The organism is Streptomyces sp. NPDC046759 (assembly GCF_040645475.1).
Lineage (GTDB): Bacteria > Actinomycetota > Actinomycetes > Streptomycetales > Streptomycetaceae > Streptomyces.
In genome coordinates, this window is the sequence record NZ_JBEYYJ010000002.1 from 15,560 (window position 1) to 27,980 (window position 12,421).

The window sequence follows — 12,421 nt, forward strand, 5'->3', positions numbered from 1 at the left end:
TAGGGTTTTGGCATGGCACGACCACGGCGCATCGTCCTTGTCCGGCACGGCGAGTCGACGGGCAACATCGACGACTCCGTGTACGAGCGCGAGCCCGACCACGCCCTCGCGCTGACCGAGCGCGGCTGGCGGCAGGCGGAGGAGACCGGCAAGGCGCTCCGGGAGGTCTTCGGCAGGGAACGCGTGAGCGTGTACGTCTCCCCGTACCGCCGGACGCACGAGACGCTCCGCGCCTTCCACCTCGACCCCGATCTCATACGGGTCCGTGAGGAGCCCAGGCTCCGGGAGCAGGACTGGGGCAACTGGCAGGACCGCGACGACGTGCGCCTGCAGAAGACCTACCGCGACGCGTACGGCCATTTCTTCTTCCGGTTCCCGCAGGGTGAGTCCGGCGCGGACGTGTACGACCGTGTCGGCGGCTTCCTCGAAAGTCTTTTCCGCAGCTTCGAGGCCCCGGACCATCCGCCGAACGTCCTCCTCGTGACGCACGGACTCGCGATGCGGCTGTTCTGCATGCGCTGGTTCCACTGGACGGTCGCGGACTTCGAGTCACTGTCGAACCCCGGGAACGCCGAGATGCGCATGCTCGTTCTCGGAGAGGACGGCAGGTACACACTCGACCGTCCCTTCGAGCGCTGGCGGGACCCGGTGCCGTACTGGGTGAGCGGATAGGGTGGCAGAGCGATGACCGCTGACTCCTCTTTCTCCGGGCGCCTGGAGCGCGCTCTGGCGAGCCTGCGCGGGCTGGCCGTGGGGGACGCCCTGGGCTCCCAGTTCTTCGTTCCGGCGAACTATCCCCTGCTGAAACGACGCGAGCTGCCGGCGGCGCCCTGGCAGTGGACGGACGACACCGAGATGGCCTGCTCCGTGGTCGCCGTGCTCGCCGAGCACCAGCGCATCGACCAGGACGCCCTCTCCCGTTCCTTCGCCGAGCACCACGACTTCGACCGTGGATACGGGCCCGCGGTCAACCGGCTGCTGAGACTCGTCCGGGAGGGCGGGGACTGGCGTGAGCTGGCCGCCGGGCTGTTCAACGGACGGGGGTCCTGGGGCAACGGAGCGGCGATGCGCATCGCGCCGCTGGGCGCCTGGTACGCGGACGATCCGGAGCAGGCGACCCACCAGGCGGAGATCTCGGCCTACCCCACCCACCAGCACCGGGAGGCCGTGGTCGGCGCCATGGCCGTGGCCGCCGCGGCGGCGCTGGTCGGCTCGCCGGACGGCCCGCCAAGCCCCGAGTCCCTCCTGGACGGTGTCATCGCCCTCGTGCCGAAGAGCGCCGTCGGTCAGGGGCTACGGCGTGCTCGGGACATGCTCGACTACGGTGACGCGGGCACCGTCGCGGCGGTGCTGGGATGCGGACGGCGTACGACCGCACACGACACCGTCCCGTTCGCCCTCTGGTCCGCCGCACGCAGCCTCGGTGACTATGAGACGGCCTTCTGGACGACGGCCGGAGCAGGCGGCGACGTGGACACGACCTGCGCGATCGTGGGCGGCGTGCTCGCCTCCGGCAAGGCCGGCACCCCGCCCGCCGAGTGGGTGGAACACTCCGAGGCACTGCCCGGCTGGGTGCCGACCGGACTCTGACGGATCCGCCGGCCAAGACAGAACGGCCATCCGGCCGATTTCGTGTGGCCCGCCCCGGTGCCTCGGACGTCCGGCACGGGAGTTCGAAACTCTCCGTGCCGACCGGGAACTCTCCGTGACCGCCGCCCGTTCCTCCTGTGTCCGCCGCCCTTGCCGCGGCTTGCGGCGCCAAGGGCGGCGGACAGTGGAAGAGCGACGTCCGGAGGGGGTGCTGAGATGGCGTACGTGGTGCCGGTTCTGGTGCTGGTCTCCGCCCTGTCCCTGATGCGGGTGCGGCCGGCCGGCTCGCCGCAGCCGACGTGCGGCCCCGGGCGGCGGCCGGTCCCACCACGGCTGCGTGCGGTCCGGGATGGGTCAGCCGATGCCGGGACCCGCCACGCCGGCGAGGGAGTCGAGATCGCTCTTGCGGACCCTGATCACCAGCCACGAGGTGAGGAACGCAACCCCGGCCATCGCCGCGGCCGGCACGAAGGCGGTGGAGATGCCGTGGGCGAGTACGTCGTGTCCCCAGGGCGCGGGCAGTTGGTGCGTCTTGGCGAAGTGTGCCTGCTGCTCCGGCGAGCTGTGGGCGAGGAACTTCGGCAGCTGCCTCTTCGCCTCGCTCTTGGCGGCCGAGCCGAACACGGTCGTCAGGATGGAAAGCCCCAGCGAACCACCCACCTGCTGCATGGCGTTGAGCAACCCGGAAGCGGCACCGGCCTCGTGCTGGGCGACGCCGGACACCGCCGTGACCGTGGCCGTCACGAAATTCAGGCCCATGCCGAAGCCGAAGACCAGCATCGGCCCGAGCACTCCGCCGAGGTAGGAGCTGTCCGGCCGGATGAAGGTCTGCCAGACCAGCCCGATCACCACCAGCGCCGTGCCGGCCATCATGAACGGCCTCGGGCCGAGCGTAGGAAGGAAGCGCTGGGACAGGCCGGCACCGACCGCGATGGCGACCGTCACGGGGAGGAAGGCCAGACCGGCCTTGATGGCGCTGTAGCCGAGCACGTCCTGCACGAACAGCACGATGTAGAAGAACATGCCGAACATCGCCGCGGCGAGGCTGAGCATGATCACGTACGTGCCCCAGCGATTGCGGTCCGTGAACATCTTCAGCGGGGTGATCGGCTCCTTCGCGCGTATCTCGGTGAGCACGAACGCGAGGAGCAACACCACAGCCGCGCCGAACGAGCCGAGGGTCAGGCCGTCTCGCCAGCCGTCCTCCGAGGCGCGGATGAAGCCGTAGACCAGCGAGGCCATGCCCACCGTCGAGGTCAGTGCGCCCGTGATGTCGAAACGCCCCGGGTGGCGCTGGGACTCGTTGATGTACAGCGGCGCGAGCGAGGCGATCAGCACGCCGATGGGCACGTTGACGAACAGCACCCACCGCCAGTCGAGCCAGTCCGTGAGCATGCCGCCCGCCAGCAGGCCGATGGCGCCGCCGCCCGCGGACACGGCGGCGAACACGCCGAAGGCCCGGTTGCGTTCCGGGCCTTCGGGGAAGGTCGTGGTGATCAGCGCCAGCGACGTCGGCGAGGCGATGGCGCCGCCCACGCCCTGCAAGGCCCGTGCAGCCAGCAGCTGCCAGGGTTCCTGGGCAAGACCGCCCAGCAGGGAGGAGAAGGTGAACAGAAGGATGCCGGCCATGAACACCCGGCGGCGGCCGAGGATGTCACCGGCCCGCGCACCCAGCAGCAGCAGGCCGCCGAAGGTGAGCGTGTAGGCGCTGACCACCCAAGTCAGATCCGTCGTACTGAACTTGAGTGCGTCTTGAATGTGCGGGAGGGCGATGTTCACAATCGTCGCGTCGAGTACCACCATGAGTTGGCAGGCCGCGATGACCGTGAGTGCGATGCCGGGATGCCCATCCCGGCGGGCCACGCCCGGTTCTGGTTCCTGGAGCAGCTGAGAGGTTGTCACTATGGGTCCCCCACAAAGGCATTAGTGAACGCTGGCGTTCACTGTCGCGTCCACGGTAGTGAGTACCCAACAGTGAACGCAAGCGTTCACTTAATCCCGTGTCCCGCCTCGCGTCCCCCTGTTGCTGCGGCGTGGTGCACCCGCCCCCACATCCCCGCTTCCCTTGCATGCTGGAGAGACATAGATGGTTACCTCGCGCTGGACGGCCGCTCCCGCTCGGGCGGCGTCCCCTCGTCGGCGCGGTGTGGTGCTGGAGCGCGCGATCCTCGAATCCGCACTGGAACAGCTCGGTGAGGTCGGCTGGAAAGGGCTGACCATGGAGGGAGTCGCCGCCGGCGCCCAGACCGGCAAGGCCGCGGTGTACCGCCGCTGGCCCTCCAAGGAGGACCTCGTCGCAGACGCCCTGGTGGCCGGACTTCCTCCGGTGGGGACGGCTCCGGACTTCGGCAGTGTGCGCGAGGACCTGCTCGCACTGTGCCGGCGGGTGCGGCAGATCATGTACTCGCGCCCTGGTGTGGCGCTGCGTTCCGTCATTCACGAATGCGATCAAGTCCAGGCGGAGCGCTTTCATGAGGTGATCGTCGGCGGTGTGGTGGAGCCGACGGTCAAGCTCTTGGGTGAGGTCATCGCTCGCGGAATAGAGCGAGGAGAAGTCCGCCCGGACGCGGCCAACGGCTATGTCTTCGACGCCGTTCCCGCCATGATGATGTATCGCTCAAAGATGTGCACGAGCGAATGGAGTGATCGGGATCTCGAAGAGATGATCGACCAGCTGATGCTTCCGCTGCTGCGGCCCTGCCGAGGGTGATCCCGCTCGCCGGTGATCGGAGCGGGGCTCGTGCGACCGGGGTGTCGGGCGACGACCCGGGCGGCGTACGCTAAGGGCGCCATGCCGTACGAACCGCCTACACACACCGTCGAGCGCTCCCTGCGCGCCACGACCGGAGCGAAGGTCATTGCCGGTGTCGACGAGGTGGGGCGCGGCGCCTGGGCCGGACCTGTCACCGTCTGCGCCGCGATCACCGGACTCCGCCGCCCGCCCGAGGGGCTGACCGACTCCAAGCTGCTGACCATCAGGCGGCGTACGGAGCTGGCCGAGACCCTGCGGACCTGGGTGACGGCCTATGCGCTGGGACATGCTTCTCCCGACGAGATCGATGACCTGGGGATGACGGCTGCGCTGCGACTCGCCGCGGTCCGTGCCCTGGACGCCCTGCCGGTCCGCCCCGAAGCCGTCATCCTCGATGGGAAGCACGACTATCTCGGCACCCCCTGGCGGGTGCGTACGGTGATCAAGGGCGACCGGTCGTGCGTGGCCGTGGCCGCCGCGTCGGTGATAGCCAAGGTCCATCGCGACAAAATGATGGCCGAACTGGGTATCGACCATGCAGACTTCGGCTTTGCGGACAACGCCGGCTATCCGTCGCCCGTGCACAAGGCCGCGCTGCAGGAGTGGGGGCCCACCCCGCTCCACCGCTTGTCGTGGGCGTATCTTGATGCGTTGCCTCAGTGGCGGCACCTCAAGAAGGTCCGCAGCTGGGCGGACGGAAGCGTTCCGGAGATCGAGGGTCAGCTCGGCTTCGATTTCTGACGGTTCCGATCGCACTGATGTGCCACCCGGTCACCCGCGCCGCACCAATGTTTGATAAATATCAGCTCATGCCTCTCATTCCCGAGGAGCCTCAGATTCACGAGAGTGCCCAGGGTCCCCGCGTCACGCCGGCCAGCGGCCGTACCGCGCCGACCCCTCGCCCCGTACCAGGCCCCCGCCCCGCGGCTCCGTCCCGCCCCGGTCGTCCCGGCCCTGTGCGGCCCGCGCCGCCGGCGCAGCGCACGCCGCGTGACGTGTCTCCGGCCAAGCCGGCCCCGTCGGGCCCGGCCGCTCCCGCCGCCACGCCGGCCACCCCGCAGATCCAGTTGATCCCGGCTTCGGCCGAGGGTGCGCTCGACGCCGCCGAGGAGGCGGTGGACCTGCTGCTGGACTCGGGCCGTGCGCCAAGCGACGTGCTCGTGATCACCACCGGGTCGCAGCACCCGTGGGCGGAACACGAACTGTCCTTCGGTGAAGCCTCCTACTGGGCGCAGCACGATGCCGGTGACGACGTCTTCTACGCGGACGCCGCCGTCGCTTCGCGCGCCGCTTCCCGCCCCGTGGTCGTCGTGGCCGTCAACGGAGGCCCTGCCTCCGCTGCTGCCTCGGCCCTTCCGCTGGCCCACACCCGGGCCGGTGCCCTGCTGATCGTCTGCGGCGACCCGCAGCAGATCAACTCGGTGCTGGGCGCCGGCGTCTGAGTCGTGGCCCGTGCCTCGGGGCACCGGGGTGACGAAGGAGCCGCTGGGGCGCCTGTCCGCACGGCGTGGCGTCTGGCATGCCCGGACGACCGGTGGCCGTTCCGCCCATGGGGACGGCTTCCCGCCGCACCGGCTGCCACAGCCGGCCGAGGCTCGTCCGCGAGCGACGCCCGCGTGGCAACACCGGGGGCACTTGAGGAGTCGATCTCGTACGGCACGTACCGCGTGTACGACCGCTCGGTACGGCGGTGGATGCCGGTGCGTGTCCCGCCGGGGCGTCGCGCTCACGTTCCCAGGGCCGGCGTCCGCGTTCCTCAGGCTCCCGGGGCGATGCCCGCGTTCCTCAGGCCCCCGGGGCGATGCGCGCGTCCGCTGGAGCACGGAGCGGCTCGTTCGCGGCGTGCCGGTGGTCGAGCCGCGGACGGTGGACTCGCCGTTTGCAGGGGGGGCCGGAGTCGGAAGCGGACCGGGTGGAGAGCCCTGACCTGCTGCCGTGCCCTCAGGGCCCTTCAGCGAGCCGCCGCGCGGCGCAGCACCTCGGAGACCGGGCCACCGGTGCGTGACACCAGTGGCGGGGCCTCGGACGTGGCGAAAGGCTCGGGTGCGGAGTCGGCGTTGGGGCGGCGTCCGCTGCGCCCTTCACCGAGCACATGCCAGCCGTCGTGGGTCAGCGTGACGTACGCCCCGCAACGCAGCCCGTGCAGTGTGCAGGCATCACGCAGGCCCCACATCCAGGCGCCGTCCTCTTCCGTCCAACGCGCATCGCCCTCACGGCAGTAGACGAGTATGGCCGTGCGCACCGGGGTCCGGCGTCTCAGGTCGTGCGGGATGATCCGGCGCAACTGCGCGAGCACGGTGTTGCGGAACATCCAGCCGTCGGCCGGGGACGGACGACGCATGAACGACGCACTGGCGCACAGCCGCTCTTCCGGATCGAGCACTGCCACGATCGCCGTGGACGGCCGGGGCCGGTGCCGGGCATGCAGCCCGCTGACGACCTCACGTGGATTGCGCAGCAGGGGGATTCCGGCGGCGGACCATTCGGCCGGCTCGAGCAGACGACTGGCGGAAGCGGCGGACGCGGAGGTCGACAACGAGGCCGCCGAGGACGAGGCGAATCCGAAGGTCACGTTCCTCCCTTCGGCTACGCGCCCATACTGCGGGCGAGGTCGGATTCGAGGGACCGCGCACCGCAACAGAGCCCGACCGATCACGGACGAGCCGCGCGGGGAGCGGACCTCAATTCTTCCTGCCGAACTTGGATGCGGCAACGAGCAATTGGGGCCACCGACTGTTATCTGGCGGTGCGTGGCTTATATCCCTACCCAAAGCTCGGCCTGCTGACGCATGGGGCGACCGGCCTTGCCGCCTTCGGCTGCCGCGGTCTGCGTGCGGTCCGCCCTGGACGGCCAGGACCAGCGACAACACCGCCCGTGCGTCGGCCCTTCCGAGCAGACGCGCCACGACCGCGAAGGTCCGGTCCGTCTCCGTGAAGTCGTCGACCAGCAGTACGGAGCCGTCGGCCGCGGTGAGCGCCGCTGCCAAGCGGGGTGGCACCGTCAGCGCGCCGGTGAGGGACTTCAGCCGCTGCGCGCTGTTGCTGCGCGGCACCCACGGTACGCCCTCGGTGTACTCCATGGACCCGAGCAGCGGCAGCCGGTCGATCTCCCCGATCCCGGCGCTCAGGAACTCGATCAGCAAGGGCCGGGCTCGTGAGGCGACGGCGACGGCACCCACCGGCCGTCGCTGGGCGTCGGGCGCACCGGAAGTCCAGCCGCCGGGGCCCTTCGCCCAGTCGGCCAGGACACCGGCCACGGCTCGCACCACATCGTCCGCACTGCGGTGCCCGGTGTCCGCACAGCGGTGCCTGGTGTCCTCACAGCGGTGCCTGGTGTCCGTGCGGCGAGGAGCGGACGCAGTAGCCGGTTGCTTCATCCGATGTCCGACAGTCGCCCCGGGGCCCGCCCCGATGAGGCCTTTTCACCGGCTGGAACGCGTCCCTTGAGATCGATGCCGATGGCCGGCAGGCGCGTCGGCCACATGCGGCGGGGGCTCCACCTCGACTCCGGCCCGGCCGAGGTCGCTTCGCGCGGCGTCCACCGCCGACGCGGACGTGCCTGCGGTGAAGAGGAGCGTGAGCAGGCACAGTTGTCGCAGCGGCCGCAGGGCTTGGCGCCCTCGTCCCGCTGACGCTGCAGGAACTCGGTGCGGCACTCGGCGGTGGACGCGTGGGCGCGCATCGCCTCCTGCTCGGCCGCGCGCTGCCGGCCGATCCAGTCGTAGCCTTCGGCGTCGTACGACGAGGGTTGTCCGACGGCGATCCATCCGCCCTTGACCCGGCGGACCGCTCCGTCCACGTCGAGACCTTCAGCATGGTCGCCAGCCGGGAGCGGCGCAGCTCGACCAGGGCTCGAGCGAGGGCAGTGACAGGGGCCGTCCGCCCGTGCTGAGGTTCTCCCGCTCCAGCGGCCCGCGCACCGGCGCGTCCGAGGCGCCGCCGGTGCCCAGCTGGCCGGCGACATCCGCGGTCACCCGGGCGTTGGCCGTGGCGGTGGTGGCCCGTACCGGAACGCCGGGCGGGAGGTCGCCGAGCATGGTGCGCAGTCTCCGGTGGCCGGGACGGAAGTCGTGGCCCCGGTCGGAGATGCAGTGGGCCTCGTCCACGACCAGCAGGCCGGTGGTGGACGACAGCTTGGGCAGGACCTGGTCGCGGAAGTCCGGGGTGCTCAGCGTCTCCGGTCCACCGACCTGGGGGTGGCATGTAATTCAGAGCGGAACTTACGCCCTGACCTGGTAAAACGTCACCGCCAGGCCGGAGGGCCGGGGGCCTCGGTCCGGCTCGATCCGTTCGTCGGGCGGCTGGTGGGGCAGGCGGCGTGCCGTCCGTCACGTGGGGTGAAGTGGCCGATTGTCCGTGGCGTCGGGTTGCATGGGGGCATGAACGAACTGGAGCTGCGTGCCGAAGCCGACGCCATCCTCGCCGAGCTGGTCGGTGATCCGACGGGGGCGGCGCGGCTGCGGGAGGACCAGTGGCAGGCGGTGGCGGCCCTGGTGGTGGAGCGTCGTCGCACGCTGGTGGTGCAGCGCACAGGGTGGGGCAAATCGGCCGTGTACTTCGTGGCCACCGCTCTGCTGCGCCGACGCGGCTCCGGGCCCACGGTGATCGTCTCGCCGCTGCTGGCGTTGATGCGCAACCAGGTCGAGTCGGCGGCGCGGGCCGGCATCCATGCGCGCACCGTCAACTCGGCGAATCCGGAGGAGTGGGAGACGATCTACGGGGAGGTCGAACGTGGGGACGTCGACGTTCTCCTGGTAAGCCCTGAACGCCTTAATTCCGTGGATTTCCGCGAGCAGATGCTGCCCAAGCTCGCGGCCACGACGGGCCTGCTGGTGGTGGACGAGGCGCACTGCATCTCCGACTGGGGCCACGACTTCCGCCCCGACTACCGCAGGCTGCGGGCGATGCTGGCCGAGCTTGCACCGGGCGTGCCGGTGCTGGCCACCACGGCGACCGCCAACGCCCGGGTCACAGCGGACGTGGCCGAGCAGCTGGGCACCAGCGGCGGCGAGGCTCTGGTGCTGCGCGGCCCGCTGGACAGGGAGAGCCTGCGCCTGGGCGTCGTGCAGCTGCCGGACGCCGCGCACCGGATGGCCTGGCTGGCGGAGCATCTGGACGAGCTGCCGGGTTCCGGAATCATCTACACGCTCACCGTGGCCGCGGCCGAGGAGGCCACTGCGTTCCTGCGGCAGCGCGGCCTTGAGGTGGCCTCGTACACGGGCCGGACGGAGAACGCCGACCGTCAGCAGGCGGAGGACGACCTGCTGCACAACCGGGTGAAGGCGCTGGTGGCGACGTCCGCGCTGGGAATGGGCTTCGACAAACCGGACCTGGGCTTCGTGGTCCACCTCGGATCGCCCTCCTCTCCCATTGCCTACTACCAGCAGGTGGGTCGCGCGGGCCGCGGGGTGGAGCACGCGGAGGTGCTGCTGCTGCCGGGCAAGGAGGATGAGGCGATCTGGCGCTACTTCGCCGAGACCGCTTTCCCGCCGGAGGAACAGGTGCGTCAGACCCTCGCGGCCCTCGCCGAGGCGGGGCGGCCGCTGTCCGTGCCGGCCTTGGAGGGCTCCGTGGATCTGCGGCGCAGCCGGCTGGAGACGATGCTGAAGGTGCTGGACGTGGACGGCGCCGTGCGGCGGGTGAAGGGCGGATGGACGGCCACGGGTTCGGGCTGGGTGTACGACGCGGAGCGCTATGCGCGGGTGGCGGAGCAGCGTGCGGCCGAGCAGCAGGCCATGCGTTCCTACGTCACCACCACCGGCTGCCGCATGGAGTTCCTGCGTCGCCAGCTGGACGACGAGGAGGCGGCGCCGTGCGGCCGTTGCGACAACTGCGCGGGTGCCTGGGCCGACGCTGCCGTCTCGGCGGAGACCCTGGCGGGGGCGACGAAGGAACTGGGCCGCCCGGGGGTGGAGGTCGAGCCGCGCCGGATGTGGCCGACGGGCATGCCCGCACTGGGCATCGACCTCAAGGGACGCATCCCGGCCCAGCAGCAGTGTTCCCCCGGCCGGGGTCTGGGGCGGCTGTCCGACATCGGCTGGGGTAACCGGCTGCGCCCGCTGCTGTCCGAACAGGCGCCCGACGGCCCCGTCCCGGAAGACGTGCTCAAGGCCGTGGTGACGGTCCTCGCCGACTGGGCGCGCTCCCCGGACGGCTGGATGTCGGACGGCCCGGACGCCTCTGCCCGGCCAGTAGGGGTCGTCGCCGTACCCTCCCTGTCCCGCCCCCGACTTGTCGACTCCCTCGCTCAGGGAGTCGCGAACATCGGGCGCCTTCCTTTCCTGGGCACCCTGGCGTACGCCGGGCCGAGCGGCGCGCACAGGGCACGACGCAGCAACTCCGCTCAACGGCTGCGGGCACTGGCCGCCGCCTTCACCATCCCTGAGGACCTGGCCGGCGCCCTGGCCCGTACCCCAGGGCCCGTCCTGCTAGTGGACGACTACACCGACTCCGGCTGGACCCTCGCGGTGGCCGCCCGCCTGCTGCGGCAAGCGGGGGCCGGCCAGGTCCTGCCGCTGGTGCTCGCCGCGGGCGGCTGACTGTCCTGACCGGTCTGTACCCGTCATGCACCGGCCCGGCGGCGTAGCAGAGCTGCTTGCCGAGGCCGAAATAGGGGCTTCTTCGTCCGTGACCAGGCAAGATCACGACTATCGTGCCTAGGCTTCTGTTACGGATGGAGATGGCAGGGGCACCGCAAGCGGGTGGCTGAGGTGCTGCTGAGGGGCGAGAGCCTCCAGGTGAGGTGTCACCTTCGACAGGCGCGACCTCTCCCGGGGGTCCCGTTCCCTTTCGGGAACGCACCGCTGGCACACCGATGTCTGGGAACGATGTCTGTGAACGATGTCTGTGGACGGTTCCAGACGGTTCCGCTACCGGTTGACGGGCGATTCGCCGGCGGCGTCCGCTACGAAGCTCTCGGCCGCCGCCGCGTCGACGCCCAGCGCGGACAGCACGCCGCCGCCGTCCTCCTCCTCCAGCAGTCCCAGCAGAACATGGCCGGTGCCGACACCGTCGTCGTCGAGCCGCAGGGCCACCCGCGACGCCAGTTCGAGCGCCTTCTTCGCGTGGGCGTCGTACGGAATCAGCACCGGATCGGCGTCGCTGCGCGCCGGCAGGGTCGCCGCCAGCGTCTCGCGCGCCTGGCCGAGGTCGATGCCCTGGGCTCGCAGGGCGTCGACCGCAGTGCCCTCGGTGGAGAGCAGGCCGAGGACGAGATGCGCGGGGACGATCTCGGCGTTGCCGGCCAGTTTGGCCTCGTTCATGCCGGCGATGATGGCGCTGCGTGCGGGCCGGGAGAACTTCTCGAAAGCGTTCGACGGCTTGGCGTCGGGCTTGCCGACGAACCGCTTCTGGGCTGCCTGCCGGGTGACACCCATGCTGCGGCCGATGTCGGTCCAGGACGCGCCCGAACGACGGGCCTGGTCGACGAAGTGACCGATGAGATGGTCGGCGACCTCGCCGATGTGGTCGGCCAGTAGGACCGCGCCGGACAGCTGGTCGAGGGTGCCGGTGTGGTTTTCGGTGATCGCCGTGATCAGCTCGTCGAGCTTGACCGGTGGTGTGATCTGCGTCATGTGTCAACCCTAGGTTGTCAGGCTTGCGCCCGTCAACCCTTGGTTGTCACTCCGCTTTCCGTCAATCCTGAGTTGACGCAACCTTCGCGCCGTACGGGGGACATGGGTATCCGACCTGCGGCGCGGGCGACCGCTTGTATCCGACCTGCGGAGCGCTGTCCTGCTCACCGGAACCGCACCGCTGCGAGCAGGCCCCGGGGGAGGAGCGGCGCCGGTGAACGTGTCACCGTCGGGCGTGGCACCGTCCACATCGGCCACTGGCCCGGCCGCCGCGCCCGCTGCCCGCCCGCTGCCGAGGTACGCGTGCGGCGGCCGTCACTCCTCACAGGTGACCGGCATTTCCGTCGGTCCGAACGCCTGTATCGAGTGGTACTCGCACGTCAACTCCGCCTGGGCACGGCTGGCGTGAGCGTGGGGGCCTTGTCGAACAGTGTCGTGCAGACCATCGCCGGCACGTCCGGCGGCGCAGGTCGTTCGCCGGGCACTGGTGCGGCTGTGGCTGAAC

General features: G+C 70.6%; 9 protein-coding genes and 1 pseudogene. 6 read left to right on the forward strand and 4 right to left on the reverse strand.

Features of this window, described 5'->3' with window-relative positions; translation table 11 throughout:
• The first annotated feature begins 12 nt into the window (after positions 1-12).
• Positions 13-672 (forward strand): histidine phosphatase family protein, encoded by a 660-nt coding sequence (locus tag ABZ919_RS02930; protein ID WP_361241869.1) that lies wholly within the window; start codon positions 13-15, stop codon positions 670-672.
• Between the two features lie 12 nt (positions 673-684).
• Positions 685-1,590, forward strand: a complete 906-nt coding sequence (locus ABZ919_RS02935) for an ADP-ribosylglycohydrolase family protein (RefSeq protein ID WP_361241871.1) — start codon at positions 685-687, stop codon at positions 1,588-1,590.
• A gap of 354 nt (positions 1,591-1,944) precedes the next feature.
• On the opposite strand, the gene ABZ919_RS02940 is transcribed toward ABZ919_RS02935, so the two are convergent.
• Positions 1,945-3,492: an MFS transporter gene (locus ABZ919_RS02940; RefSeq protein WP_361241874.1), complete on the reverse strand. Its 1,548-nt coding sequence runs from the start codon at positions 3,490-3,492 to the stop codon at positions 1,945-1,947.
• A 184-nt stretch (positions 3,493-3,676) separates the two neighbouring features.
• On the opposite strand from ABZ919_RS02940, the gene ABZ919_RS02945 reads away from it, so the two are divergent.
• From ABZ919_RS02945 to ABZ919_RS02955, 3 genes are all read left to right on the forward strand, one after another.
• Positions 3,677-4,300 carry a TetR/AcrR family transcriptional regulator gene (locus tag ABZ919_RS02945; RefSeq protein ID WP_361241877.1) on the forward strand — a complete coding sequence of 208 codons (624 nt, stop codon included), beginning with the start codon at positions 3,677-3,679 and terminating at the stop codon, positions 4,298-4,300.
• 81 nt (positions 4,301-4,381) lie between these two features.
• Positions 4,382-5,083 (forward strand): ribonuclease HII, encoded by a 702-nt coding sequence (locus tag ABZ919_RS02950; protein WP_361241880.1) that lies wholly within the window; start codon positions 4,382-4,384, stop codon positions 5,081-5,083.
• Positions 5,084-5,151: 68 nt separating this feature from the next.
• The gene (locus ABZ919_RS02955; RefSeq protein WP_361241883.1) at positions 5,152-5,784 is read left to right on the forward strand and encodes a hypothetical protein; all 633 of its coding nucleotides are present in this window, start codon (positions 5,152-5,154) and stop codon (positions 5,782-5,784) included.
• A gap of 509 nt (positions 5,785-6,293) precedes the next feature.
• Here ABZ919_RS02955 and ABZ919_RS02960 read toward each other — a convergent pair.
• Together ABZ919_RS02960 and ABZ919_RS02965 are read right to left on the reverse strand one after the other, a co-directional pair.
• Positions 6,294-6,914, reverse strand: coding sequence for a hypothetical protein (locus ABZ919_RS02960; protein WP_361241886.1), 621 nt, complete (start codon positions 6,912-6,914; stop codon positions 6,294-6,296).
• A 268-nt stretch (positions 6,915-7,182) separates the two neighbouring features.
• Positions 7,183-8,523 (reverse strand): annotated as a pseudogene (locus ABZ919_RS02965) (hypothetical protein); the annotation flags it as partial.
• Between the two features lie 198 nt (positions 8,524-8,721).
• Here ABZ919_RS02965 and ABZ919_RS02970 point away from each other — a divergent pair.
• Complete coding sequence (locus ABZ919_RS02970) at positions 8,722-10,881, forward strand: RecQ family ATP-dependent DNA helicase (RefSeq protein WP_361241889.1); 2,160 nt, start codon at positions 8,722-8,724, stop codon at positions 10,879-10,881.
• A gap of 330 nt (positions 10,882-11,211) precedes the next feature.
• Here ABZ919_RS02970 and ABZ919_RS02975 read toward each other — a convergent pair whose 3' ends face one another.
• On the reverse strand, positions 11,212-11,916 hold the full coding sequence (locus ABZ919_RS02975; protein WP_361241892.1) for a Clp protease N-terminal domain-containing protein: 705 nt from the start codon (positions 11,914-11,916) through the stop codon (positions 11,212-11,214).
• Positions 11,917-12,421 lie beyond the last annotated feature (505 nt).

Bases quoted from the DNA above. Each gene is read 5' to 3' on its own strand.
- ABZ919_RS02970 (WP_361241889.1), top strand. From the start codon at position 8,722: ATGAACGAACTGGAGCTGCGTGCCGAAGCCGACGCCATCCTCGCCGAG.
- ABZ919_RS02955 (WP_361241883.1), top strand. From the start codon at position 5,152: ATGCCTCTCATTCCCGAGGAGCCTCAGATTCACGAGAGTGCCCAGGGT.
- ABZ919_RS02950 (WP_361241880.1), top strand. From the start codon at position 4,382: ATGCCGTACGAACCGCCTACACACACCGTCGAGCGCTCCCTGCGCGCC.
- ABZ919_RS02945 (WP_361241877.1), top strand. From the start codon at position 3,677: ATGGTTACCTCGCGCTGGACGGCCGCTCCCGCTCGGGCGGCGTCCCCT.
- ABZ919_RS02930 (WP_361241869.1), top strand. From the start codon at position 13: ATGGCACGACCACGGCGCATCGTCCTTGTCCGGCACGGCGAGTCGACG.
- ABZ919_RS02935 (WP_361241871.1), top strand. From the start codon at position 685: ATGACCGCTGACTCCTCTTTCTCCGGGCGCCTGGAGCGCGCTCTGGCG.
- ABZ919_RS02975 (WP_361241892.1), bottom strand. From the start codon at position 11,916: ATGACGCAGATCACACCACCGGTCAAGCTCGACGAGCTGATCACGGCG.